This window comes from Nostoc sp. DedQUE05 (genome assembly GCF_034530955.1).
GTDB lineage: Bacteria > Cyanobacteriota > Cyanobacteriia > Cyanobacteriales > Nostocaceae > Nostoc.
The window spans coordinates 1-23,720 of sequence record NZ_JAVRCB010000002.1; the positions used below are offsets into that span (position 1 = coordinate 1).

At 39.7% G+C, this 23,720-nt stretch carries 20 protein-coding genes and 1 tRNA gene; 9 read left to right on the forward strand and 12 right to left on the reverse strand.

Annotated features, from left to right (window positions below; genetic code table 11):
- The first annotated feature begins 518 nt into the window (after positions 1-518).
- The 4 genes from RMZ42_RS02235 to RMZ42_RS02250 all read left to right on the forward strand — a co-directional run bounded on the left by RMZ42_RS02235 (position 519) and on the right by RMZ42_RS02250 (position 2,491).
- Positions 519-791, forward strand: coding sequence for a hypothetical protein (locus RMZ42_RS02235; protein ID WP_012410874.1), 273 nt, complete (start codon positions 519-521; stop codon positions 789-791).
- A gap of 13 nt (positions 792-804) precedes the next feature.
- Positions 805-1,482 (forward strand): ABC transporter ATP-binding protein, encoded by a 678-nt coding sequence (locus RMZ42_RS02240; RefSeq protein WP_094352150.1) that lies wholly within the window; start codon positions 805-807, stop codon positions 1,480-1,482.
- A gap of 241 nt (positions 1,483-1,723) precedes the next feature.
- Complete coding sequence (locus RMZ42_RS02245; RefSeq protein ID WP_322669865.1) at positions 1,724-2,272, forward strand: NYN domain-containing protein; 549 nt, start codon at positions 1,724-1,726, stop codon at positions 2,270-2,272.
- A 147-nt stretch (positions 2,273-2,419) separates the two neighbouring features.
- Positions 2,420-2,491, forward strand: a tRNA-Asn gene (locus RMZ42_RS02250).
- Positions 2,492-2,759: 268 nt separating this feature from the next.
- Here the strand turns inward: RMZ42_RS02250 and RMZ42_RS02260 are convergent.
- Complete coding sequence (locus tag RMZ42_RS02260) at positions 2,760-3,554, reverse strand: hypothetical protein (RefSeq protein ID WP_322669866.1); 795 nt, start codon at positions 3,552-3,554, stop codon at positions 2,760-2,762.
- Positions 3,555-3,781: 227 nt separating this feature from the next.
- Here RMZ42_RS02260 and RMZ42_RS02265 point away from each other — a divergent pair, with 227 nt between their 5' ends.
- The 3 genes from RMZ42_RS02265 (at position 3,782) to RMZ42_RS02275 (ending at position 7,829) form a co-directional block, all read left to right on the forward strand.
- Positions 3,782-4,858: an ATP-binding protein gene (locus tag RMZ42_RS02265; RefSeq protein WP_322669867.1), complete on the forward strand. Its 1,077-nt coding sequence runs from the start codon at positions 3,782-3,784 to the stop codon at positions 4,856-4,858.
- A gap of 2 nt (positions 4,859-4,860) precedes the next feature.
- Positions 4,861-7,311: an ATP-binding protein gene (locus RMZ42_RS02270; protein ID WP_322669868.1), complete on the forward strand. Its 2,451-nt coding sequence runs from the start codon at positions 4,861-4,863 to the stop codon at positions 7,309-7,311.
- A gap of 206 nt (positions 7,312-7,517) precedes the next feature.
- Positions 7,518-7,829 (forward strand): hypothetical protein, encoded by a 312-nt coding sequence (locus RMZ42_RS02275; RefSeq protein ID WP_322669869.1) that lies wholly within the window; start codon positions 7,518-7,520, stop codon positions 7,827-7,829.
- Here the strand turns inward: RMZ42_RS02275 and RMZ42_RS02280 are convergent.
- Positions 7,826-8,665 (reverse strand): M56 family metallopeptidase, encoded by an 840-nt coding sequence (locus RMZ42_RS02280; RefSeq protein WP_322670040.1) that lies wholly within the window; start codon positions 8,663-8,665, stop codon positions 7,826-7,828. The genes RMZ42_RS02275 and RMZ42_RS02280 overlap by 4 nt on opposite strands.
- Complete coding sequence (locus tag RMZ42_RS02285) at positions 8,665-9,084, reverse strand: BlaI/MecI/CopY family transcriptional regulator (protein WP_292721488.1); 420 nt, start codon at positions 9,082-9,084, stop codon at positions 8,665-8,667. Before RMZ42_RS02285 ends, RMZ42_RS02280 begins: the two co-directional genes overlap by 1 nt.
- Before the next feature lie 330 nt (positions 9,085-9,414).
- Here RMZ42_RS02285 and RMZ42_RS02290 point away from each other — a divergent pair, with 330 nt between their 5' ends.
- On the forward strand, positions 9,415-10,155 hold the full coding sequence (locus RMZ42_RS02290) for a 2-phosphosulfolactate phosphatase family protein (RefSeq protein ID WP_322669870.1): 741 nt from the start codon (positions 9,415-9,417) through the stop codon (positions 10,153-10,155).
- Between the two features lie 153 nt (positions 10,156-10,308).
- Here RMZ42_RS02290 and rfbD read toward each other — a convergent pair whose 3' ends face one another.
- The 3 genes from rfbD to RMZ42_RS02305 form a co-directional block, all read right to left on the reverse strand.
- Positions 10,309-11,199 carry a dTDP-4-dehydrorhamnose reductase gene (gene rfbD, locus RMZ42_RS02295; RefSeq protein WP_322669871.1) on the reverse strand — a complete coding sequence of 297 codons (891 nt, stop codon included), beginning with the start codon at positions 11,197-11,199 and terminating at the stop codon, positions 10,309-10,311.
- A 248-nt stretch (positions 11,200-11,447) separates the two neighbouring features.
- The gene (gene rfbC, locus RMZ42_RS02300) at positions 11,448-11,993 is read right to left on the reverse strand and encodes a dTDP-4-dehydrorhamnose 3,5-epimerase (RefSeq protein WP_322669872.1); all 546 of its coding nucleotides are present in this window, start codon (positions 11,991-11,993) and stop codon (positions 11,448-11,450) included.
- A gap of 114 nt (positions 11,994-12,107) precedes the next feature.
- Positions 12,108-13,184 carry a glucose-1-phosphate thymidylyltransferase gene (locus tag RMZ42_RS02305; RefSeq protein WP_322669873.1) on the reverse strand — a complete coding sequence of 359 codons (1,077 nt, stop codon included), beginning with the start codon at positions 13,182-13,184 and terminating at the stop codon, positions 12,108-12,110.
- Positions 13,185-13,336: 152 nt separating this feature from the next.
- Between RMZ42_RS02305 and RMZ42_RS02310 the strand changes: the two genes are divergently transcribed.
- Positions 13,337-14,137 (forward strand): sulfotransferase domain-containing protein, encoded by an 801-nt coding sequence (locus RMZ42_RS02310; protein WP_322669874.1) that lies wholly within the window; start codon positions 13,337-13,339, stop codon positions 14,135-14,137.
- Positions 14,138-14,147: 10 nt separating this feature from the next.
- On the opposite strand, the gene RMZ42_RS02315 is transcribed toward RMZ42_RS02310, so the two are convergent.
- The 6 genes from RMZ42_RS02315 to RMZ42_RS02340 all read right to left on the reverse strand — a co-directional run.
- Positions 14,148-15,242: a glycosyltransferase family 1 protein gene (locus tag RMZ42_RS02315; protein WP_322669875.1), complete on the reverse strand. Its 1,095-nt coding sequence runs from the start codon at positions 15,240-15,242 to the stop codon at positions 14,148-14,150.
- Between the two features lie 102 nt (positions 15,243-15,344).
- Positions 15,345-16,343 (reverse strand): hypothetical protein, encoded by a 999-nt coding sequence (locus RMZ42_RS02320; RefSeq protein WP_322669876.1) that lies wholly within the window; start codon positions 16,341-16,343, stop codon positions 15,345-15,347.
- A 292-nt stretch (positions 16,344-16,635) separates the two neighbouring features.
- Complete coding sequence (locus RMZ42_RS02325; RefSeq protein WP_322669877.1) at positions 16,636-17,934, reverse strand: glycosyltransferase family 1 protein; 1,299 nt, start codon at positions 17,932-17,934, stop codon at positions 16,636-16,638.
- 174 nt (positions 17,935-18,108) lie between these two features.
- Positions 18,109-19,074, reverse strand: coding sequence for a GDP-mannose 4,6-dehydratase (locus RMZ42_RS02330; protein WP_322669878.1), 966 nt, complete (start codon positions 19,072-19,074; stop codon positions 18,109-18,111).
- Positions 19,075-19,117: 43 nt separating this feature from the next.
- Positions 19,118-22,855, reverse strand: a complete 3,738-nt coding sequence (locus RMZ42_RS02335) for a glycosyltransferase (protein WP_322669879.1) — start codon at positions 22,853-22,855, stop codon at positions 19,118-19,120.
- Between the two features lie 26 nt (positions 22,856-22,881).
- Positions 22,882-23,720: class I SAM-dependent methyltransferase (locus tag RMZ42_RS02340; RefSeq protein WP_322669880.1), on the reverse strand; the 839-nt coding region annotated here is incomplete at its 5' end.

Sequence of the window (23,720 nt, forward strand, 5' to 3'; positions counted from 1 at the left end):
CGAAGCGATCGCGCTTGAGCCAGTCGTCTAGAACGTCAAACCACCCTCTACTGGGCGCACGTCCAACTGCGATGGTCATTAGAGCAAATCTCCAAATGTTTATAAGTACAGGTTGTATCTGTATTATAGATGGCGATATTAAGGCCTTCCATAAGCAGAAAGTTAACCAGGTTGTTAACCAAGTTTACAATTTTTTACACACCTTTAATTATATTAGGTGTAAATTGCTAATTTTTCTAGGGGTTTTCTCATAAAATTTATTTTTTGATTCAGATGAGGTGATAAATGGGGGGTAGGGATAGGGAATCAGGAGCAGAGGAGCAGAGGAGCAGGGGAGCAGGGGAGAAGGGGAGCAGAGGAGAAGTTGCAGTAAATTTTTCCTCTGTGCCCCTCAGCCCCTCCGCCCTTCTGCACCTCTGCCTCTTCCTATACCCAATGCCCCATACCCAATCCTCATTTCCCTAGAATCACTCAGCTGACGCTAAAATGAGTCCACAGTTAAATTTGATTATTGCTAAATGTTTACCATCGATTTAAGCATCAGAAACACTGCTTTCCCGATCTCAGTACAACGTAAGTCAGCAGAGGATGCTGAGGCTGTCTATCAGCTAATTTTGGCAGCAATCCGTTCTGGGAACCCTGACATTGTAGAACTCAAATGCGAAGGCAAGACAGAGAAAAAAATTGCTGTCCGCGCTAGTGAAATTTCTGGGGTGCAGATTGTTCAGAAAGATGGTACAACCCCTGGTGGCGGCAGACCACCTGGCTTTTTCGCCGTAGCTGCTGAGTAACCAAGGTTGACAAATGGCTCAAGTGGGCATTGAGGTCAAGGATTTAAATTTCAGTTGGCCTAATGGAGAAAAAGTTATCAAATCTTGCTCTTTAGAAGTACCCAAGGGTGAGTTTTGGATGCTCTTAGGTACAAATGGCAGCGGAAAATCTACTTTACTGAGACTGCTGGCGGGGTTATTAGCTCCTGAATCTGGCGAAATTCGGGTTTTGCAACCCGTTGGCTTTGTCTTCCAAAATCCAGATCATCAACTGGTGATGCCAACTGTTGGTGCTGATGTGGCTTTTGGATTGGTGGAAGAAAAGTTGCCGCCTGCTGCTACCAGAGCAAGAGTTGAGGAGGCGCTTGGAGCGGTGAATTTGCTTACATTGCAACGACGCCCTATTTATGCACTCTCTGGGGGACAAAAACAGCGAGTCGCGATCGCCGGTGCGATCGCCCGTCGCTGTGAAGTCTTATTATTAGATGAACCCACTGCCTTACTAGATCCAGATAGCCAGCTGGATTTAGTTGCTGGTGTCCGCCGCCTTGTCAAAAGTCGAGGTATTACAGCCCTATGGGTGACACATCGATTAGATGAGTTGAATTATTGTGACGGCGCTTTCTTGCTAGAAAAAGGCTCTCTGGTAGATAGTGGTGAAGCCGAACGTCTCAAACAACGTCTGATGGAGGTACACAGCGAAGCCTCTTAATTAAGTGCTGAGTGCTAAGTAAAATTCATTGCATTTCGCATTCCTGAATAATACTAACTAGAACTGTAACGCGCCTTTTAAATAAAGGCGCGTTTTAAGTTGGTGCGTCTATCTGAAGTTTGAGTTTTGTGAGGCTGCCGTATTTTTTGTTTTATGTAACATAGTGTTACAGACTATGCATCAATTATTATAAAACTTATGAATGAATTTTGTTAACTCTAGAAAATTGTGATTAAAAACCATGCCCCGTTCCTTACTCCAAGCCGTTTTGTTAGTGGACGGCTACAATATAATAGGCGCTTGGCCTTGCCTTAAAAAAACGCGTGATAGCGTTGGATTAGAGGCCGCACGGGGCGAACTTGTGGAAGCAATGACTGGTTATAGTGCGTTTCAAGGTTACACAACTCAGATAGTTTTTGATGCCCAATATCAAAACACCTCTAGTAATAAAGAAATTATTACTGAGCTTTTATCTGTTTATTACACTGATTTTGGGCAAACCGCAGATACTTATATTGAAAAATCCTGCGCTTCTTTTCGCCACCAAATAGCCCAATCTTTGATTTCTCGTGTGATTGTTGCTACATCAGATCGGGCACAGCAGTTGATGATACAAGGGTATGGGGCTGAATGGTTGTCAGCACAACAACTTTGTGGGGAAGTGGAAGCCACTGTCTGCCGGATGCGACAGAAGTATCATACGCGCAAACAATCTAAGAGTCGGTTTTTAGCTAATGGCATTGATGCTAAGGCGCGGCAACGTCTGGCTGAATTACGAATGGGATTGTAGTAGATATTTAGTATCTAAGAGTCTCTGCTTAAATTCTTGAATAGATTTTGGCTGCAAAATTTCTATAAATTAACTATCTAAAAAAAATATTGGCGAAAGTACTTGCCAAATACTATTTTTAGCCCTAAGATTATAAATCGTGAGCGTTCCTCAGTAGCTCAGTGGTAGAGCGATCGACTGTTAATCGATTGGTCGCTGGTTCGAATCCAGCCTGGGGAGTTTAACAATTTTAGATTTTAAATTTTGGATTCTAGATTGTCCATCAGAAACTTATGGTCGCTTAACTCGGCTGTGACGTTTCTGAATCATGGGTCTTTTGGTGCTTGTCCTAAACAAGTGCTGGAGTTTCAACAAAGACTGCGATCGCAGCTCGGACAGGAACCCCTAAGCTTTTATGGGTTCGTTGCTACCTCGTGGGTGGACAGAATTCAGACAGCAAAATCAAGAGCAGTGTGAGTATTTGGCAAGGGTTCTCAAGGGGTTGCTCTCAGGTTAATCTAGTTTTTAGGAAGGTGGCGATCGCTTCAATGGTTTGTTCTGCACTCTTAGCAGTAAACATTGGGCCAGCTGCCAAATAAATATTTTTGTCAGATACCAAATTTAAGACAATATTGTAACTGCTTGAACTTGTACCTGTTACTGTGTCAATTGTAACTGCATCCATATTCAGCCCTGCTATTTCTGAAAGTTTAGCTTCAATAACTTCTTGCCCAAGCCAACCTTTACGTTTGATAGTTGCTTTGTCAAAAGTTTTATCGAAAATGCAAATAATTATATTATTCATCAGCAAATAAATAATGCAAACAGCACCACTTGCAATTAAGAATAAACCTAGAGGATAAGTCCAAAAACGAGTATCTTCATGAATAGTTAATTTTGGTTGTTGAGAGTTTTTAAGAAAGGCGTTAATTTGTGCAACCATAGATTCTTTGTGAGTGCTGTCTGCATTTACTAAATGTATGGGAATTGAACCATCTCTCGTCAGAAGTAGCAAGGGATAACTATTTCCAGCAGTCGTACTAGTGTCTAGTTTTGCACCTAGCACGTCTTTGAGATTCCAAGTTTTAACTTGAGATTTTAAAATACTTTTGGTGATTAATTGGCAACTTTCTTGAGTGGGTTTAACCAGATTACAAGTAAAAGTAGTTGTCTTTGCCAGTGTCATTATCAACAAAACGCCTCCTGCTACAAATAATCCGCCAAATAACCAGTAGAGGATGGCTGCTGGCTTAAGTTGTAGTTTCAATAATGTTGGAGTTTGTTCTAAGATTTTGAGTCTCATTGTTGTAACTGTAGTCTTTACTCAAAGCAGCCCATACACGAAATTTAGCTTTTGCATCGCAGATTGAAATGATTTGGTTTTCAATCTCGTGTTAGGAATCGTTGTGGCTTGTCATTATATGGCAAATACATATACCCAAGAACTAGATCGCAAAGACATTATCGGGCTAGTGCTATTCTTTTAAGTGATTGCACTTAAAATTGCTGAAACTAGGATAAACGCTTGACATGACTTCTGGAGCGCTGCCTGACAATCCTTTTGTGGCTGCGGGGATGATTGAAGATCCCAGGCTGTTTGTCGGTCGTAAAGATGAATTACACGCGATCGCATCTCGGATGAAGGGCGATCAGCCTACAAGTATAAATATAGTTGGTGACAAGCACATTGGTAAATCTTCGTTGCTGCATTATTTCGTTCTGACCTGGCAGCAGCGAATATTAAACAACAGCAGTAATTATGTGGTAATTTACCTACCGTTACGGGGTGTAGATTGCCAAACTGAAACGGGTTTCTATGAGGCTGTAGCTGAAGGTTTACTGAATCACGTTCAGGGATGGCAGCAACGCAGTCTGCAAAATTGTTGGAAGACTAAACCGCTTAATCGTCAAGCTTTTTCAGATGCGGTTAAGCAATGGAAACAGCAAGGAAAGCTACCCGTCCTCTGTTTGGATGATTTTGAAAGCCTTTTGAAATATCCCGATAAATTCGATAATGGATTTTATGACAATTTGCGATCGCTCATAGAAAACAACGCCTTGATGTTGGTAGTAGCTTCCCGCAAATCACTCAAGGTTTATGGTAATGAATATCGGTTTGTTTCTACTTTTTTCAATATGGCTCACTGTATTGTTTTGAGAGAACTAACTACAGATGAAGCAATTGAACTGATACGCTTGCCAACTCGCTCTACAAATGGTGCAGCTTTGAGTGTAGACGAACAGAATCATGCCCAGCAATGGGGTAATCGTCATCCTTACAAGTTGCAATTGGCTGGTTACTATTTGTGGGAAGCACGTCAACAAGGCAAAGCAATCAAGTGGGCGAAACAGCAGTTTGAACAACAGCTTGCAAATCCTAAATCCAAAGTAAAAAGACAAGGATGGCAATTATGGCTGCATTGGTTAGTTTGGGATTTACCAGTGCGCCTGGGTAGAATAGCCAAGTTCATTGGTAAGGCTGTTGATGATGTGAGCAACTGGATTATCGGGATGGTAATTCTGCTTTTGCTCGTTTTGGTTTTGGTGGGTGTGCTGCACTGGAATGAAGTTTGGGATTTTGTGCGTGACAAGTTGGGGATAAAGTAGCCATGAGTAACAGGTCGCTAACATCAGGCTTTTGGAATTATGTGGCTGAATGCGTGCGCCTTATATATTGGATTTACTTCAAGCCTTTTACTTTTGAACGTTGGCTGCGCGATATCCATCCACAACTGAAGCCGAGAGATAACCCTTTTAATAAACGGGCTGAGTTTCATACTAACCCCCGCTTGCGTCGCTATGCTGGACAAGTTTGGTGGGTAACTGCTGTAGTTCAAATAGTTGCTGTATTGCTGGTGGCACGAGTTTACACTCTGGTTAGTGGTGATTCATTTAACTGGTTTCAAAGCTCTGTTTTTTTGATGGGCTGCTTTATAAGAAGGGTTATAGAGCGTGGTGGTAATGAAAATAGGGAATTTATTTTCGCTGTTGCTTTCGGTACCATTTTTCTTGCACCTAACTTTTTATCAGGCGTGGCGTTGGACGTGGCGTTTGGCGTGGCGTTTGGCGTGGTGTTTGGCGTGGCGTTCGACGTGGCGTTCGACGCGGCGTTCGTCGTGGCGTTCGGCGTGGTGGTAGGTGTAGTGTTCGTCGTGACGTTCGGCGTGGTAGGTGTAGTGTTCGGCTTGGCGGTAGACGTAGCGTATGGCATGGCGTATGGCGTGGCGTTCGTCGTGGTGGTAGGCATGGCATTCGTCATGGCGTTAGGCGAGGATGAAGGCATGGTATTCAACCTGACGTTAGGCGTGGTAGGCATGGGACTCGGCATGATAGCCCGTGTGCCAGGCATCATGATATTAAGCGTGGCATTTATTTTAGGTGTGTTTCGGGTTTACTTCTGGTTGCCAGAATTACTGTGGATACTCACCCTGTTCTTATTGTTTCGCAATGAAAAGTGGGTAAATTGTTTGCGATATCTGCCCCCTTGCTTTGATGAATTGATTATTTTGCCTCTGCCTTTCATGGATGTGATGATTGTAGAGGCTTATCGAAAGAACCCAGATGTTGCCCGTGAGACTATTAATTATCTAATTACATCCACCAATCACCAAAGAGTTGCAGCACAGGCAATTTCTGGGATTGCTGGAGATATTCTCAATCGTTGTCAGAGGTTGAGCGATATTGTGGAGATTGCCAACCAACTAGCGTGGATTTCCTCACCACCACCAGAGGAACTTGGCACTGTACTGCCCCAATTTTTGGAAATCAGCCAGGATGTACGGGCATCAGAGGAAGCAACTTCACCTTATCGTAAATATGAATTACTGAATATTCCCATCACTGCATTACGCCAACTGGGGCAAAGTCTAGCTTTGACAAAAGATGCTCGTGTTGCTGTCTCTTTCGGCAACACTGCACAAAGCTGGCTAATTATACTAGAGACGGCGCAGCGCACTTTAAACGAACAGGCACAGCAATCAAAAGAAATTCGGCAAGTTTATATTGCTGGTAATTCACTAGACCCAAAAACAGCAAAGAATCGTTTTAAAGGGCGAATTGATATATTTCGGGAAATCGAATCTTTGGCGCTTTCTGAGCAACCGCCAGTGTTGTTACTCTATGGAGGACGGAGGACAGGAAAAACTTCAGCGCTGAAATATCTACCTTACAGAGTACAAGCAAATATTGTACCTTTGCTGGTAGATTTACAGGGTGCAGCATCAGCCACAACGTTAAAAGGATTGGCTGAAAATTTAGCTCAACAAATTATCGAAGCTGCACGGCGATTACCCCGCAGAGTATACTTGCCTAATCCAGATGCCAGTAAACTAGCTGAAGATCCATTTCCTGCACTGCAAACTTGGTTAGCAGAAATAGAACGCAGCAACTCCGGTAAGCAATTTCTCCTCTGTTTGGATGAATATGAACGCTTGGGTGAGGTAGTGGAAGCAACAAGCAGCCGTGCGCCACTCAATTTTATGCGTAACCTACTGCAACATCAACGCAAGTGGATTTTACTTTTTAGTGGTTCGCACGAGTTATCTGAACTTGATGATTACTGGAGTGACTATCTAATTAATACCCGTGCTTTGCGAATGACTTACCTGCACGAGTTAGAAGCCCGCGATTTGATTCAACAGCCAGTAGAGAACTTCCGCGATATCTATGAACCAACTGCTGTAGATGAAATTATCCAACTTACTCGCTGTCAACCTTATCTCGTTCAGTTGGTGTGTTATGAGTTGGTGGAGTTGCTAAACCGCGATATCAGAAGAAACAGGCGAGAAGCTGATACAGCAAAAGCTACTGCACAGGATGTTAAAGAAGTTATACCTGTTGTGCTGGAGCGAGGCGATCAGTATTTTCGGGAATTATGGACGAGTTTAACAGATAGCGATCGCTCTCTCCTGCGCCGAATAATCCACGGAGAAACTCCCACACAGCAAGACAAAGGCGTTATCCGCAAACTAACGCGAAAAGAAATCTTGACTCAAGAAGGCAATGCTTTTCAAGTGCCTTTGGTGCAAAAGTATATAGAACAGTTGCTAGAAGAAGAGTAATATAACAGTTTTATAATGGTTCTCGCTTGGGTGCAGTACATTTTTGACCTCTCTCCAAACCTCTCTCCTAAAAGGAGAGAGGCTTTGAATCTTACTCCCCTTCCCTTGAAGGGAAGGGGCTGGGGGTTAGGTCTGTATTCCATGCAATTGCGAAGCGCTATATTCAAAATTTTCATCGTTATGTACCAACCGACATCGCTACAGGGATGACGGATGTCGCTACAGGGACGACGAATGTCACTACAGAGACGACAGATATCGCTACAGGGATGACGGATGTCGCTACAGAGACGACGAATGTCACTACAGAGATGACGAATGTCGCTACAGAGACGACGAATGTCACTACAGAGACGACGAATGTCACTACAGAGATGACGAATGTCGCTACAGGGACGACGAATGTCACTACAGAGATGACGAATGTCGCTACAGGGACGACGAATGTCACTACAGAGACGACAGATGTCGCTATAGTCGCAGTTTCATGCTATAGCAACTGGCTAAATTCAAATTAACTATGAAATATCACAGTTACTAAAGGTAGCAAAGCCAACAAAAAGCCATGCCAGGATTGCAATTGAGCTTCTGGGGTTGCTTCTGGCGGTGCTAATAGAGCTTCTACTCTTTGTTCTAAACGATCTGCACCAGAGGAACCTAATGCAGCACAGCAAATTTCCGATAAGACAGGGCCGCTACTAACTACTAATAAAAGTGATTCTGCTAACACCAGAGGGTCTACCTGCAATGCTGCATAACTGTCAGCACGGAGTTCGCGCAAAGCTAACAATTCTTCCCACAAAGGCTCTGTATTCGGCAACCATGCAGTGCAAGAACGCACCCAACCCAACCAAAAAAACCAGAATGTATCCCTGTAATAGTGATGCCCTTGCTCATGGGCTAAGACGCTTTCTAAATGAGCCGGTGAGAGAGTTTGCACTAATCCTTGGCTAACTACTAGCTCTGGTTGCCAAAAACCGATTTGACCGGCAAACAACGCGCCCGTTTGCAGCAGTCTGGCTTGTCTATCGCCAACATTCACTAAGGGGCAGTTACGGGCAGATTCTACAGATTGCCAACCTTGGAAAGCAAGTTTAATGCATGAAATGGCAAAAAATGCCAAATAAATTAATACTAATAAATAGCTAATTGAGCCTGTATACATTCCGCCCATTTGTCCTTGAGGCCCCATGAACAGCACAGCGATCGCAGTCATGAAAATTAGCAAGGGCGGGAAGAGAAACAAAAATAGCGATCGCTGCCATCGCCGACTCCAATTGCCTTGGGGTTGATTCCAAGCGGATCTTAACCACCAGGCAACTGCCAAAGCATTTAAAATCATTATCAGATGCATCATTGTTCCTCCCTGGCTTGGCGTGCAGATTGAATCCGTTTGGCGATCGCTGCTATTTGTTCGCTAGCTGCTTCATCCAGACTATCAGCAAAGGCAGCAACAACATCGGGGTTCCCCACTGCCAGAAATCGCTGTAACTGCTCGTGAGCTTTGATCACTTCTGATTGTTGCTTACTCAGCATTGGCCGCCAATAGAATGCCCGCTCCTTTTTGTCGCAGGCCAGCCAACCTTTATCAGTAAGGCGGCGTAAGACGGTGGTGACAGAAGTATACGCTAATTCGCGGTTGGGATCGGCGAGGATGCGATCGTGTACATCCTTGACTGTGGCTGAACCAAGCTCCCAAATGATATTTAAAATTTCCGCTTCTAACGGGCCTAAAGATAGTTGTTTAGGGCGGTAGTCGGGTAAAGGTGCCATAGCGATTTTCGATTTGGGATGAGCAAAGTGGAGGGAAAAACTTTAGTTTCTATTTGGCAAGTTTAGTCAGGATGTGTAGTGGTGCTAACTTGAAATACCAAATACAGCTTGAGAAAACCTGTTCTTGTTTTAGATTACAGGATAGTGCAGCAAATCTGAAAGTCTAAAAGCATAAAAATAGACTTTTTGAGTATTTTTGTATTGAATAGGTTACATCATGCATATTTGATGCTAAAAAATTGTTTGCGAATAATTGTGACTATAGTTAGTGACACCAACTAGGTAGAATGTTATTTTCGGCAGTAGTATTAAAACAGGTGTATCCAGCCCGTGAAGTTATTCGTATACCACACTCCTGAATTGACTCCAACGGATAAAGCGCCAGAATGTGCGATCGCAGTCGATGTCTTGCGAGCTACTAGCACAATTGCGACTGTCTTGGCATCTGGAGGCGAAGCTGTACAAGTATTCAGCGATTTAGATCGGTTAATTGAAGTTAGCGAAAAATGGCCCCCTGAAAAACGTTTGCGGGCTGGAGAACGCGGCGGTGCGAAAGTAGCTGGTTTTGAGTTGGGTAACTCTCCCCTCGACTGCACACCAGAATTAGTAGAAGGGCGGCGTTTATTTATCAGCACTACAAATGGCACTCGTGCTTTACAACGAGTACAAGATTCCCCAAATGTCTTAGCAGCAGCCTTGATTAACCGGGCGGCGGTGGTGCAATTTCTTTTAGATAAGCAACCAGAGACAGTGTGGATTGTCGGTTCCGGTTGGGAAGGTAGTTTTTCTTTAGAGGATACAGTTTGTGCGGGTGCGATCGCTCATAGTATTTTGCAACAAAGCAACTTGTTACCTGAAGAACTCGCTGGTAACGATGAAGTAATTAGTGCGATCGCTCTTTACTCTCAATGGCAAGATAACTTATTAGGATTACTTCACCAAGCGAGTCACGGCCAACGATTGCTGCGTCTTGACTGTCACGAAGATTTAAAATATTGTTCCCAAACTGATATTTTAGATGTCTTGCCCATACAACATGAAACGGGAGTATTAAAAAGTCAAAAGAAATAGGGAATGGGGAGCAGGGGAGACAAGGGGACAAGGGGACAAGGGGACAAGGGGACAAGGGGACAAGGGGGCAGGGGAGCAGGGGAGCAGAGGAGAAGTTGAAGAAAGTTTTTCCCCTCTGCCCCTCTGCCTCTTATGCCTCTTATGCCCAATGCCCTATGCCCCATGCCCAATTTTCAAATCCTTAAGCATTTGCTGAAGTCTTTGTCGCCAAGGAGAAGGATAAGTCCCTAGAATTGCGGAAATTTTTCCACAAGCAAGGACGGAATAAGCAGGGCGACGGGCTGGTGTGGGATATTCGGCGGTTGTAATGGGGACAATACGTTCAATTTTCAAAGGGAAGCCTAGTTGTTGTGCTTCTTCAAAAATAGCGACGGCAAAATCATACCAGCTAGCAACGCCGCTATTAGTGTAGTGATAAGTGCCGCTAATTTCTGGGGTTAACTGGGGAATTGTCTGCCCTATAACTGTGGCTATATCTTGCGCCCAAGTCGGGCTACCAATTTGATCGGCAACAACACGGAGTTCTTGGCGTTCTGCACCTAGTCGCAGCATGGTTTTGACAAAGTTACTTTTGCCAAAGGTTCCATAAACCCAAGCTGTGCGGAGAATGAGATGATGGGCGCAAGTTTCTTGAATAGCTTCTTCTCCGGCGAGTTTGGTTTTACCATAGACACTCAAGGGATTAGTTGTATCGGTTTCTTGATAAGGGCTACAGCCATTGCCATCAAAAACGTAATCAGTTGAAATATGAATTAGGAAAGCTCCTAATTTTTGGCTTTCTTGGGCAATAATTAGGGGTGCAGTCGCATTAATAGCGGTAGCAAGTTCGGGTTCGCTTTCGGCTTTATCTACAGCAGTATAAGCGGCAGCATTAATGATGATTTGCGGCTGCTTTGATCTAATAACGTTGCGGAGGGTATCGGGTTGGGTAAGGTCTACTATTGGGCGTGCTACTGAGATAATATCCCCATAAGATGAGAGTATTTGTTGTAGTTCCTTACCCACTTGACCGTTGCTACCAATCAGCAAAATTGATTTTGTCATTTGTCATTTGTCATTTGTCATTTGTTATTTGTCATTTGTCCAAGAGAAGCCACGTCCATTCTTTAACTTGGTTTGAATTAGTTCGATGAAAGACAAAGTTTTTCCGCACACTATAAAAGTAAGCTTAGGGTGTAGCAAAAGGCTGGGTATCTGACAAAATCCAATGACAAATGACCAATGACCAATGACAAATGACCAATGACAAATGACCAATGACAAATGACCAATGACCAATGACAAATGACCACTTAATCAAATACTTCAGCAGTTCTGAAAGATTTACCAGCTTGGTCTTTAGCTGATAAAATCGGTGGCCCACTCAGAGGCCAATCTATCCCTAAATCTGGATCGTTCCATAGAATTGTGCGATCGCTTTGGGGCACGTAATAATCTGTAGTTTTGTAGAGAACTTCGGCTAGTTCTGAAAGTGCAAGAAAGCCGTGAGCAAAACCTGGTGGTATCCACAGTAGGCGTTTGTTTTTAGCACTGAGTTCATAACCTACCCACTTACCGAAGGTAGGCGAACTTTTTCTAATATCTACGGCTACGTCAAAAATAGTACCAACAATCGCCCGAATGAGTTTACCTTGGGGTTGTTGGATTTGATAGTGCAATCCGCGTAGGACGTTTTGTTTAGAGCAAGAGTGGTTATCTTGGACGAAGTTCGTAACAATCCCTATTTGTTGAGCAAATCTTTGGTGGTTGTAGGCTTCAAAAAAGAAACCGCGATCGTCTCCAAATACTTGGGGTTCGAGTTGGATAACTTCAGGAATTTTGGTATGTACAATGCTCATTAATATTACAAGTAATGTGCCACAATCTTAATTTTGAGAGTAATTTTATACTTGTATTTTACAGGTCTTATAATTAAGATTTTGACTGTGGTTTTTTTGTTTTGAATAAGTAAATCACGTTAGTTCAATTTGACAGTCATCGCCAATCATAAATCGCAAGGCTTTAGGGCGACGGGGTGCAAGATTCAATTGTGCCCTTTGTCCAATCACACTATCAATAATGCGCTGATGAATTCCGGCAATTTTAGCACCTTCTAAAATCACGCTGTGTTCTAAATCAGTATCAATGAGTGTGACATTGTTAGCGATGCTACTATAAGGGCCAATAAAGCAGTTTTCTAAATGACAATTGCTACCAATGACTACTGGCCCCCGAATTGTGCAGTTAATTACTTTAGATTTTACCCCGATTTTGACTCGTCCAATAATCTGACTTTGGGCATCGATTTCGCCCACAACTGATGCTGTCAGATAGGTATCGAGAATTAATCTATTAGCTTCTAATAAATCATCTTTTTTACCAGTATCTAACCACCAGCCTTGGAGATTGTGGGCTACAACCTGCTTTTGCTGATTAATGAGGTATTGAATAGCATCAGTGATTTCCAACTCGCCTCTAGTGGAAGGTTGAATATTTGCGATCGCATCATAAATGAGGTGAGAAAAGAAATAAACCCCTACTAATGCCAGATTTGAAGGAGGGACTTTGGGTTTTTCAATTAATTGTAATACCCGTCCAGTTTCATCAACCTGAGCCACACCAAAAGCGCTAGGGTTAGCAACTGAACGTAATAAAATCAAAGCATCTGGCTGTTGTTGGCTAAATTGTTGCAGAAAGTAACGTAACTCACCTAGTTGAATCAGGTTATCTCCCAAGTACATGACAAAGGGAGAATCTCCTAAAAAGGGACGGGCAATTTGGACGGCGTGAGCAAGTCCAAGTGGCTGATCTTGTACGATGTAGGTGATGTTCGCTCCAAAGGATTCTCCATTTCCAGTTTTCCCTTGGACTTCTGCCCCGGTTTCTGGACTGATAATGATGCCAATATCAGTAATACCAGCCGCGACCATTTCTTCAATGCCATACCATAAAACAGGTTTGTTAGCAACTGGAACAAGTTGTTTCGCCCCGCTGTAGGTAAGAGGACGTAAGCGTGTACCTTTACCGCCAGAAAGAATTAGTGCTTTCATAGTGCTTTCATCAGGATTTAGGATTAATTACAAGTCATTAGTCAAGATAATCTGAAATCTTGACAAAATCCCAAATCATTGAATTTACATTATGGTGTCAGTATGATGTTAGTTTAGATGTATCCTAATTTAGTTGAAAGGATTAACAGAATTTGAGCAGTTTAGACGCCTTGCGTCTGGCGATAATCAGCAATCCCCGATCGGGCAACACCTGGCTACGAAAAATGCTGGCAGCCATTTATGAAATGGCTGAACTGGCGGTGCATCATCCAGATGACATTTCCTGGCACTTGCTACCACCAAGATTAGTGCTTCAGATTCATTGGCACAGAAGTGATGATTTAGTTTCATTGCTCGCCCAGCAAGGATTTCGTGTGGTAGTTCTTGCCCGCCATCCCTTGGATGTATTGATTTCTATTCTGCATTTTGCCAACTACGAACCGGATACTGCCAGCTGGTTAAAAGGTGAAGGGGGAACCGAGATTTCCATCCTTGAGAAAACACCACTTAGCCCAGAGTTTATCAACTATGCGACTGGGAGTAGAGCAGCAGCACTTCTCTCGATTAGCCCGGAATGGTGGAGGCGAGAAGACACATTAAAAGTTCGTTACGAAAATCTGGTGAATGATGCAGTCAAGGAACTTGCCCAGTTTAACGAAGAACTGGGGCTGACCCCAGTTAAGCCTATATTAGATGTGGTTTCGTTGCATTCCATCGATCGCCTCCGTACCATGAGTACAAACAATCACTTTTGGCAGGGAAAGTATGCTCTCTGGAAGAAGCTGCTTATAGCACCTGTTGCTCAAGAGATTGCTCTTGCCCATCAAAACGTGTTAGCTAAACTTGAGTATGTGTGTAATGCTAACCCGACTCTAACCCAAGAGCAGGCGATCGCTAACTGGAATGCTATTGCAGTTAAAGAAAGCTTACCTCGCAGTCTCTCTATTTTTTAGAAATCAGCCATTATAGGTACTGCTTGAGAACTTCGGCGGTAGCAAGTCCTGTTTTTGCCCAGCTGAACTGACTGGCGCGGTTGAGGCCAAGGGTACGTAGACGCGAGCGCAATTCTGAATTAGTTGCGATCGCCTGCATTGCTTCTGTAATTTCTCCGGTGTTGTAGGGATTGACTAGAATCGCCGCATCGCCAGCCACTTCAGGTAAGGAGGAGAGATTGGAGGTAATGACGGGAGTACCACAAGCCATTGCTTCGAGGACAGGTAAACCAAAACCTTCCCAGAGACTGGGGAAAACGAGAGCGATCGCTTGATTGATGATTTTTGGCAATTCGCCATAAGGAACATAGTCAAGGAACTTTACCTGATTAGTTACACCCAATTCTGCAACTTGCACTTTTAAAATCGGGGTGTAACGCGAATCAATTGGCCCTACTAACCATAGTTCATAGTCTTTGCAGTTAGGTAACGCCGCAAAAGCACTGATGAGTCGCTGGATGTTTTTGTAAGGGTCTTGGCGGCCAATATAGAGAAAGTAGTTGCGGGTAGGGAGGTTGAGAGGAAGGAAGTGAGTGCGATCGTGCGCTAAAGGAATCGCAGTAATTTTGCTGGCGGGAATTTGGTAAAAATCGGTGATATCTTTAGCCGTAGTCTGGGAGATGCAAATAATGTGTTGTGCTTGCTTAAAAACTTGGGGAGTGTAGTAGCGGTGATAGGCTGTGAGTGGTGAGAAGCCTTTGGCAAAACGTAACGGTATCATATCAAAAGATGTGACAACAAAACGACAACTACTATAAAGAGGTGCTTCTGGTAGTGGGGAGAATAAAAGACTTGATTTAAGGTTTTTATATATTTGTGGTAGTTGAAATTGTGTCCAAAGCAAGCGGTTAAAATGACCTTTTGTGCCGTGGTCTGGGGTTAAGTTTGGCGGGATTAGATAGCAATCAAAATCAGGATATTTTTGGGCTACTAACAGAGTAGGTTGGAAAGATTTTAAATAAGGAAAAAGGTTTTGAGCATAGTTGCCTATACCGGTTGGTTTAGACAAAAGAATAGATAAGTTAATAATTAATTGATTAGAGGAAATATTATCTACTATATTCATTTATTATTTTTTTCATTTACCTATAATGATTGTAAAATAACAATTTTTACATGAATTATTAAAAATTAGAGAATACTATAGTAACTTAATATCTGTAATTTTTTACACAGCTTTTCTGATGATCATACCAAAGGATGTAGAAGCGAAACGCTCAAATAAAAATTTTAAATGTGCTTCTTGTCGTAGCTCATGTATTTGATTATAGTATGGAGGAATATCAATAAATTTATCTAACACACGAGAACCAATATTGAAATCGAGGGGTGCTACTTGATGGCCTGCCGCAGTTAGTTTTTTAGCAATTTGTTCAAAATCTTTTTTTCTAAAAAGTACTGTTCCATAGTTGTCAATAGTTGTTTCTTCTTCTAAATAATTAAACTCTGTCGTCTGTATACTTATTCCTCCAGGAACTAGAGTCTTTAGAGAATTTTCGATAAACAGAAGTCCATTTTTAATGCTACCTAGATGTTCTAATGCACAAGCAGACCAACAGAAATCATATTTACCTTCTAAGTAAGCAGGAATAGCATTCATGTCGACATACTTTAGACTCACATTTTTAGTAAATAGTTCTTTTGTACATAATTCAGGACGGAATATCTTTTCTAAAGAAGACATATTTTGTTTAGTTTCTATCCAACCTTGTGCAGCTGATGCTGTTGGATGTAAATCTGTAGCCGTAATCGCAATATCATAAGCAGCTAGAATACTTGGCAGAGGTTCTTCACCACAACCAAAACCTAAACCTTTACGTCCAGGAGTAAGTAAATCATATTCATATAATGCTTGTAAAATATAGCAAAATTCCCACAATTTTCGATGGTATGCTACCGGAATTTTCATCTCTTGACACCAGTAAAAAAACCAATCTGATTCAATATCATTTTGTTGACAAGCTTTGGATTGTAAGTTGATTTTTTGTGGAGATAAATTACTAGGTATTATCAACTGTTCGCGCAAACTACGAGCATATTCATATCCCAAAGTTTTAATGTTCAAGCTTATAGCATCTGTTGTCGAAGAAGGAAGGCTATACTTTTTTTTCAATGATCTTAATAGATTCAATATAGGTTTTACGATTTGCAGTATTGTATCTAGCATAATTTTCAACTCGCTTTTTAGTTTCTTATGTCAAGCTTAATTGCTTAATGTTGGTCTATTAGCAGAATTGTTACTAGTAATAAATAAGTTGATAGTAATTTATTTAACAAATATATAGGAGAATATCTCTCTTTTGCAAATCTTGTTATGGTGTTAATTTTGATAAAATTTTATAGCATTCATACTTAAAAATTGACTGTGAAGTTAATAGCGTAAGTTGTTCTACTTGTGGGTTTTTTAGACAAAAAAGATAGATTAACGAATAAATTTTAAGCTTTTATTCAAACTGAATTTAATTATACAAACAAGAGAGAAACTCTTCAGCAGATTGTTGCCATGAGAATGGTATATACTCATTTTTTATGCGCTCTACCAAATTACTGTAGTAAATATCTGAATCAAGTAGTTCTTTTAAAGCTTCATACAGTTCTGTTGGTTGAGTAGGAGAGAAATATCTACAAAAATCGCCTCCTACTTCAGGCAAAGATCCACCATTGCTAGCAATCACAGGTTTACAGTGTTGTAGTGCTTCTACCACAGGTAATCCAAACCCTTCATAAAAGGAGGCTTGAACTAAACAGTAACAGTTTTGATAGAGAAAATCTAGTTGAGCATCGCTCACTGAACCTAGTATTTGTATGAGCTTGCCATACATTTTATTAGATTCTATCAAGTTATCAGTTTCTGAGTCCCAACCTTTATTACCGGCAAAAATTAAAAATACATCATCATAACTATAATTTATTAATAAATCAAAGGCTGCAATAATTGTTTTAATATTTTTATGAGGCACTAAACTTCCAACTACTAAAATATATTTTTTATTAAGTAACTTCTGCAATTTTACATTAGGCTTATTATTTTCTTCACTTAGTAATAAATCCTGTTTATAATAATTACTACCCAAGCGAAAGCTTTGAAGAGTTTGTGAACTATTATTAGCTAATATCCCTTTATTTATCGCATTACTATAATCTTCAGCACTCTTTTTAGAAATACATAATACCTTATCGAATAAAATCGAATAATCACTGTAGAATTTTGTAAAAGCTTTAGTAAATCTCTGAGAAGAAAATTCTGGAAATTTTATGGGAATGAGGTCATAGCATATAACTACAATAGTAACTTTATAAGTTTTTAAAAGTTGTAAGAATCGGTAATAAGTTTTAGGTAAATCCCAGTTGGCATCAGCTATTACATAAATATCTCCTGACTGAATTATAGAATCTTCAAATTCAAGAAAAGCTTTTTTGTTTGCTGAATTTGAATCCAACCAATCAACTAAATTTAATTTATAAAATAAATTTATAAATTTATTTTTCAGCTTCAAAAGTAGAGCTTGAAGTTTTATATTTATTTTAGTTATAGCGAGATATTTGTTAACCTCGATCGAATGGTCATTTTGCTGTTGATTAAGATTAGTCACTCTCTGCATAAAACTACCATCAAACATAACCGCTACTATTTCTATATCTGTGCGGTTTGAGCTTATTTGCAATAATTCAGAAGTTAGTTCTCGAACTACTCGATGGATTCCAGTATTTTTATATGTATGTTTTGCAGTGTGAGTACAATCTATAAATATCTTCATTCTAAAACCTATTTGAAACTATTTTCATGCAAATTTTTAATAAATTTTTTACTTAAAAAACTTACCTAAGAAAAGCCATAACTAAAAAACTTAGTAGTTACATCCTTAGGTAAGCTATTTTACTTTTTTCCTAGTTTCAAGTGAATGGTTATTTATGATTAAGAAACTAAAAAGCTAACTGCTTAATTTCTTAAGGTCATAATCAACCATTAACTCGACCAATTGACTAAAAGAGTATTGAGGCTGCCAACCTATTCCATTTTTAATTTTATCAATGCAACCAACTAACTGCACTGATTCATCAGCGCGATAAAAAGCGGGGTCAATCGAGACATAATCTTGCCAATTAAGCCCAACACAGTCAAAAGCACACTCAACAAGTTCTTTAACAGAATAGGTTTCACCACTGGCAATGAGGTAGTCATCGGGTTGTTCCTGCTGTAACATCAGCCACATAGCGTAGACAGCATCTTTGGCGTAGCACCAATCACGACGGGCGTCTAGGTTGCCTAATTTTAATTCATTTGCCAAACCTAATTTAATTTGGGCAACTGCGTGCGTGATTTTGCGAAATACAAATTCTGTCCCACGTCGAGGTGATTCGTGAGTATAAGTAATACCACAACAGGTGTAAAGGTTGTATTTCTGCCGATAGTTGACAGTCATCCAATGAGCATAAGCTTTAGCAACTCCATAAGGATTCCGGGGACGAAAGGCAGTGCGTTCGGTTTGAGGCGATTCGTCGGGTTGACCAAAAACTTCACTACTGGATGCTTGATAGAATCTGGCATCAGGTTTGCAGCGACGAATGGATTCTAAGAGGCGGGAAACACCGAGGGCTGTATATTCAGCAGTGAGAGCAGGTTGTGTCCAAGAAAGAGGAACGTAACTTTGAGAGGCGAGATTATAAATTTCGTCAGGTTGGCATTCGCTCACTACATCCATGAGGGATGATTGATCGAGGAGGTCGCCGGATACAATTTGAATGTCGCCATAAAGGTGGGTGATGCGCTCTAGATTACTGGTGCTAGAACGGCGGACTAGACCAAAGACTTGGTAGCCTTTTGCTACGAGTAGTTCGGCAAGATATGAACCATCCTGTCCGGTTAACCCGGTGATTAGGGCTTTTTTTGTTGTCATGCTCACTTTTTTTACAATATATTTCTTCTCTGGAAATACTGAATTATAGCATTGTTACTTTTGGTTTAATACCAACTAAAACTGGATATAGTCCTAACGATAAAACTCGAAACTCTAGTACAGATGTTGTATTTATAGTAAACTTTAGTTTTGTTTTCTCTTTCTTGAAAATATCTCTTAAAGTAAGTTCTTTTTTGGCTAGAACTAGCGCACCAGAATTAGTAGAAATATCTGCGATCGCTACAACTAAATCTAGATTCCTTCTAGATATTTCATTATCTTCGTCAAAGGCAAAGATTTCAAATTCAACTAAATATTTACCTTTGCAATAAGAATCGTAAGGGCCAAAGATTGCAAATCCTTGTCCATCATCAGGATTTACATTCACAAAATACTCTTGCTTGATTTCGATTATTGAACCAATGCCATGAAAAATTACCTCATTTTTAATTTTTTGGTTTTCCAGATAAAACTCCTGCATTCGCTTCATTAGAGTTTTATCGGCAAGATCAATTTCTTGAATTTTTTGAGATGTTAGCCACCAAACAAAGCAATTTTGCGGATCTTCATTAATTGCCTTTTCAATCTCTTCTTGATGGAAATTTATGTCTAAACAAGGTTCAATATATCTGCCAAATAAATTAGGCGGCATTCCTAACAAGTCTTTTGGAATTAAACCGAATGAATCTTGAATTTTAAAACCTGAGATTGGCAACAGCTCACATACTTGTTTAAAAGTCAGTTCATGTATATGTTCTGGCTGTTTCCATCCATATCTATTAGTAACAGTATAATTGGGACTATCAAGTACAAAAATGCCATTTGGTTTAAGTACTCTATTGACTTCTAACAGGAAACTTACCTGTGATTCCCAAGATATATGTTCAATAAATTGACCAGCAAATACTAAGTCAAAACTTTGTGACTCTATTAACTTTAGATCGTCTCCATCATGTTGAATCCAAGTTACATTATTTGGTAAATCTAATGGCTTTGAATTTAAATCTATACCAGTGTGATTTTCAATATAGTAAGGATAAAATTTATCGAACCACTCAAAGTACCAATTTCCAGCACATCCAATACTTAATATTTCCTTAGATTGTGGTATTTTTGCAAGGCAAATAGAACGACATTCGTGTAAAAAATCATTAAAATTGAGTTTTTTTCCTAAAGGAGGCTGTATGAGTATTGCAGTATTGTTTAAATCAAAATTGTTTAAATCAAAATTTTCAACGACTTGCTGTTCTTCCTGATAGGAATTATCAATAGCTCTAGCAAAAGTAGTAAGTACTTTTTTAGATGCATTAGGTATAACTTTAGCTAATTCACGTCCTACATAGTCAGCAAGTTCTTTACTTTTTGCTTGAGGTGAAGAAAGTATTTGCTGGATAAGCTCTGCATATAAATTGGCACACTTATCTGGACAATGTTCCTTAGCAATATAATTATATGCATTTTCGCTCAGGGATTTTCTGTAGTCTGAGTTTTGAGTTAGTAAAATGAGAGATTTCAATATTTCTTCTACTTCATCACTTTGTCCAGGATGGGGTATTTTGAACACCACATCATTGGGAAAATCAGAGAAGGAACCGATATCTGTAACAATAGTGGGCTTACCAACAGACAAAATTCGCAAAAGTGATGCAGAGCTTTCTCCGTTAAAAGGAAATCTTAAGTTGAGGCATATATCTGATACTTCTATGTAACGGTAAAAATCCGGCATATTGACATAGCCAGTAACTTTTACTCGATCTTGTAAACTTAGTTTTTTAATTTCATTTTCTATATTAATTGTACCAAGGTAATCAGTACCACCCACAAATACTAAGTAAGCATTAGGTTGAGTTACAAGATACTTCTTAAATGCATAAATAATTTCTAGGGGACGTTTAGTTTTATTGATAAATCCAAAGGTTGATATTATAAGTTGATCGTTTGGAAGACCCAACTCTTTACATTGATCTATTAGTGATTTTTCCTTAACAACATACTTTGGCACTATCTGAGGTATATGAACAATATGGCTATTATCATTACTAAATTCTTTAATAGCAGAATTATAAGCCCATTTGCTGTGTAATATAACTCCTAGAGAACGCGTAAAAATTCTTCTATTTACATAAAGACCTACTTCTGATAATTTCTCATTAATATCTAAATCTTTTGTTTTTAAAAGGTTTAAAATTTGTAATGCTTTATCTTTTCCATAACAGTGTTCTAGTTCTTGAGAAAATTTAATCCCAAGTTCTGGACAACGAGCTTCCATATAATTAATTAGCCCTCCCAAGTAATAGTCATGTAACACGGATATTCCAGGATATCTCATTAATTGGGAGTACATATAAGAATGGTAACTACTATTCCCTATCTGGTAAATAATACTTTCATAAAATTGAGACTTTAATTTCTCTTCAAATTTACTATGAGAAAATAAGTTATTACTAATATTAACCTCGGGCAAATAACTATCATCATGGTATAAATCAAGGTTAATATGTTTTCCCAATGATGGTAACAAGTCCCAACTATAGTCTGCTATACCAGATTTAGCTGGTGGTAATGGGCTAAAAAAAGCAATTTGTGGTTTTTGATTAACTGAAATAGATACTTTATTTATTAGCTGATGCTCTTGAAACACATCAAGTATATTTTGAGCAACTGATTGCCAAGAAAATTTTGCTGATTGCTGAAGTGCATCTTCTGAGATTTTTGTTCTAAGGTTCTCATCAGATAGAACTTTTTGCATGATGGCAGCCATATCAGAAGGTGAGTATGGATCGAATAGTAATTCATCAGAACCTAAAATTTCTGGTAAGGATGAGGTATTACTTGCAATCGATGGTGCGCCACATGAAATAGCTTCCAATAGCGGTAAACCAAAGCCTTCATAAAAAGAAGGAAAAACGAATAGAGAGCAGGTTGAGTATAAAGCTCTTAATTCTTCATCTGTAACATAATTTGTTAATATTATAGATTTATTAATTCCTAATTTTGACGCGAAGCTAGTTATTTCTTTACTAAAATGCTCAGAAACTTTGCAGGCAATTACTAATTGGTAACATTCTTGCAAATTTTTGGGTAAGGCAGAAAAAGCAGTGACTAACCCTTCAATGTTCTTTCGCCAATCTTCGCCTCCCGTATAAAGAATAAATTTTTTGTAAATACCAAATTTCCTTGCAAAAGTTTCGAGCCAAGCTTGGTGTTCATGAGCAGCAATGGGAGTGAAAAAAGCAGAAACACCACCCGAAACGTTTAAAACTCTTTCAGGAGGTATATCGAGAAATTTAATTACATCTTGGCGGGTAGCTTCCGAGATTGCAAATATAAAATCAGCATTTTGTATATTTTTTAAGCGCTTCATGTAAAGTGAGCGCATATTGGACTCGCTTAAGTATCTATCAGAAAAGATGAGAGGTATTAAATCATAGCAAATGACAAAAACTTTTTTAGAAAAATCGCTATAATCAGGTATTGTAGAGTCTAAACCTTCCATCGGGCTAGGTAGAAATATTATATCAACATCTGCTGCCATTAAAACAGTTTTTAATAGTAGTTCATTGATGTCGCAACTACCAATGTAAGGGTAATTTACAGAATTATACTTAAAGTAATTATCATCCAGTTCTGGGACTGGTAGATTATTATTCGTATATAACTGGTAACTGAAAGTATTTTGCTGTTTAAATAGAGCTTCTATTACAGATTGTGTATAACGGCCAATACCTCTATTTCTAGAGTTATTTGTTTGCAGAGCTTGAAGATCAATGGCTATTTTCATGCTGCGTAAATTTGAGATTTAATTTTTTATACAAAGTTTTTTTTACATACCAACATAGCTACTGCGCCAGGAAGGTAATTATCTGGATTATGTTCTTTTTCAGATGCTTCTAATTCATTTTCAGTGATAAGCCAAGTAAAATCATCCTTACGTACTCCATAGGATATTTGAACTACCCTGAAATCCTGAATTAGTTTTTGTAGTGATTCTTGGTTATATATTCGATGTACTGGTGTTAAAGCTTTTTTCCCATAGGGAACTGTAAGGATAAAACTACCTTCTGGTTTTAAAAGTAAACTAATCTGTTGGACAGCTTTAAAATCGTAATTTTCCTCTTTTTTATCTCCATACCATCCTAAACCAATGTGTTCCAAAGTTGATAAAGCAACCACACAATCAAAGCTAGCTGACGGTAATACAGGGTTACAGATATCAGTTTTAACAAACTTTAAGTTGGGATGAAATAATGCTATGGGACGAATGTCTATCGCTGTAACTGAATAATTAAAACTCGCTAACTCATAGGAAAGGAGACTTTCAGCAGCCCCTACATCCAAGACTGTTATACTGCTTGATTCATACAAACGGGCAAGAGATTGTAAAACAAAGGTCTTCTCGAATATTCTCTCATTAGTTCCTGCCCAGTAAGCTTCGCCATTTTCGCGATAGCCTACAATTATTGGTTCATTAAACCATAAACCACTAGCAATTTTAGATTCTTCATTAGAAGAGGCTTGGTTCGTTACACTGTTGTCAGCTTGTAATTCAGTAGAAATTTGCTCTATTTTCTGCTCAAGTTGAGAAAGCTGTTCTATTTTCTGCTCAAGTTGAGAAATTTGCTCTATTTTCTGCTCAAGTTGAGAAA

What these genes read in the sequence shown, in the direction of transcription:
- RMZ42_RS02235 (WP_012410874.1), top strand. Translation starts at nt 519, where the DNA reads ATGTTTACCATCGATTTAAGCATCAGAAACACTGCTTTCCCGATCTCA.
- RMZ42_RS02240 (WP_094352150.1), top strand. Translation starts at nt 805, where the DNA reads ATGGCTCAAGTGGGCATTGAGGTCAAGGATTTAAATTTCAGTTGGCCT.
- RMZ42_RS02245 (WP_322669865.1), top strand. Translation starts at nt 1,724, where the DNA reads ATGCCCCGTTCCTTACTCCAAGCCGTTTTGTTAGTGGACGGCTACAAT.
- RMZ42_RS02260 (WP_322669866.1), bottom strand. Translation starts at nt 3,554, where the DNA reads ATGAGACTCAAAATCTTAGAACAAACTCCAACATTATTGAAACTACAA.
- RMZ42_RS02265 (WP_322669867.1), top strand. Translation starts at nt 3,782, where the DNA reads ATGACTTCTGGAGCGCTGCCTGACAATCCTTTTGTGGCTGCGGGGATG.
- RMZ42_RS02270 (WP_322669868.1), top strand. Translation starts at nt 4,861, where the DNA reads ATGAGTAACAGGTCGCTAACATCAGGCTTTTGGAATTATGTGGCTGAA.
- RMZ42_RS02275 (WP_322669869.1), top strand. Translation starts at nt 7,518, where the DNA reads ATGACGGATGTCGCTACAGGGACGACGAATGTCACTACAGAGACGACA.
- RMZ42_RS02280 (WP_322670040.1), bottom strand. Translation starts at nt 8,665, where the DNA reads ATGCATCTGATAATGATTTTAAATGCTTTGGCAGTTGCCTGGTGGTTA.
- RMZ42_RS02285 (WP_292721488.1), bottom strand. Translation starts at nt 9,084, where the DNA reads ATGGCACCTTTACCCGACTACCGCCCTAAACAACTATCTTTAGGCCCG.
- rfbD (WP_322669871.1), bottom strand. Translation starts at nt 11,199, where the DNA reads ATGACAAAATCAATTTTGCTGATTGGTAGCAACGGTCAAGTGGGTAAG.
- rfbC (WP_322669872.1), bottom strand. Translation starts at nt 11,993, where the DNA reads ATGAGCATTGTACATACCAAAATTCCTGAAGTTATCCAACTCGAACCC.
- RMZ42_RS02305 (WP_322669873.1), bottom strand. Translation starts at nt 13,184, where the DNA reads ATGAAAGCACTAATTCTTTCTGGCGGTAAAGGTACACGCTTACGTCCT.
- RMZ42_RS02315 (WP_322669875.1), bottom strand. Translation starts at nt 15,242, where the DNA reads ATGAATATAGTAGATAATATTTCCTCTAATCAATTAATTATTAACTTA.
- RMZ42_RS02320 (WP_322669876.1), bottom strand. Translation starts at nt 16,343, where the DNA reads ATGCTAGATACAATACTGCAAATCGTAAAACCTATATTGAATCTATTA.
- RMZ42_RS02325 (WP_322669877.1), bottom strand. Translation starts at nt 17,934, where the DNA reads ATGAAGATATTTATAGATTGTACTCACACTGCAAAACATACATATAAA.
- RMZ42_RS02330 (WP_322669878.1), bottom strand. Translation starts at nt 19,074, where the DNA reads ATGACAACAAAAAAAGCCCTAATCACCGGGTTAACCGGACAGGATGGT.
- RMZ42_RS02335 (WP_322669879.1), bottom strand. Translation starts at nt 22,855, where the DNA reads ATGAAAATAGCCATTGATCTTCAAGCTCTGCAAACAAATAACTCTAGA.